At 60.8% G+C, this 1,215-nt stretch carries 1 protein-coding gene and 1 pseudogene; both read right to left on the bottom strand.

Annotated elements, in window-relative coordinates; genetic code table 11:
- Window positions 1-280: 280 nt before the first annotated feature.
- Window positions 281-1,018: a 3-oxoacyl-[acyl-carrier-protein] reductase gene (fabG, locus tag AC1DT3_RS21810; protein WP_477467267.1), complete on the bottom strand. Its 738-nt coding sequence runs from the start codon at window positions 1,016-1,018 to the stop codon at window positions 281-283.
- Window positions 1,019-1,028: 10 nt separating this feature from the next.
- Window positions 1,029-1,215: pseudogene (locus AC1DT3_RS21805) on the bottom strand (ACP S-malonyltransferase); the annotation flags it as partial.

The following is a 1,215-nucleotide window of genomic DNA, read 5'->3' as shown; positions in this document are numbered from 1 at the left end:
GTGTTCGACAACGATCTTCTTCACGCGATCAGCGATGTCACTCATCGTTCTTTCCTCAGTGGCTGCCGCCTCAGGATTGGGCGGATCAAGAGTTAGATTTCAGTTCAGCTGCTCAGCCCGCTTGCGCTGTAACGGCCGCCTTGCGCCGTGCAAAGCCGCATTTTTGAGCGTCGGTCAACCCCTACGGCCCAATCAAACCCATGCTTAACACAAGCTTATCGCGTCTGGCGAGAGGGCTCGAAACTTCACAAACAGATTCCGTCAGACGCGTTAAAGCACTCTAGAACATCGCCATTCCGCCGTTTGCATGCAGGGTGTGCCCCGTCACGTATCCAGCTTCGGTCGATGCGAGATAAACCACAGCGGAGGCAATCTCGTCGCCCTGGCCAAGACGTCCCATGGGAATCGTCCCAAGGATCCCGTCCTTCTGCTTTTCGTTGAGAACATCGGTCATGGGCGACTCGATGAATCCGGGAGCGACGCAGTTCACGGTGATGTTCCGGCTCGCCACCTCGGCCGCCAGTGCCTTGGTCATGCCGATGAGGCCGGCCTTGGAGGCTGCGTAGTTGCCCTGCCCGGGATTGCCGGTGGACCCGACCACCGAGCCTATATTGACGATGCGGCCGTAGCGGCGGCGCATCATCGTCTTCACCGCGGCCCGCKAGAGCCGGAAGGCCGCGGTGAGATTGACGGCGATGACCGCATCCCATTCCTCATCCTTCATGCGCATGAAGAGATTGTCCTTCGTGATTCCGGCGTTGTTGACCAGGATGTCGAGGCCTTCCATGGCGGTTTCTGCAGCCGGAACAAGCGCTTCCACGGAATCCTTGTCAGATAGATTCGCCTCGATCACATGGACGCGGTCACCGAGGGTCGCCGCCAGCTCGTCGAGAGCCGCCCGACGAGTGCCCGAGATGGCGACCGTAGCACCTTGGGCGTGCAGGGCACGGGCAATGGCCCCGCCGATGCCGCCGGTGGCCCCGGTGACGAGAGCCTTGCGGCCAGTCAGATCGAACATGAAGCTCTCCTCAATCCTGCAGGGACGCCTTGAAGGCGACAACGTCTTCCGGTGTGCCGAGGGTCACAGCCGATGCCCCTGTCGCAATCCGTTTCACGAGTCYGGTCAGCACCTTACCGGCACCGACCTCATAAAATGATTCAACGCCCTGCGCCGCCATGAAGGCGACGCTCTCGCGCCACCGCACGGTACCCGTG

It is taken from the genome of Microvirga sp. P4_G7 (assembly GCF_056401005.1).
Note: the sequence above shows the minus strand (reverse complement) of the source record. Positions and strands in the feature narration are given on the sequence as shown.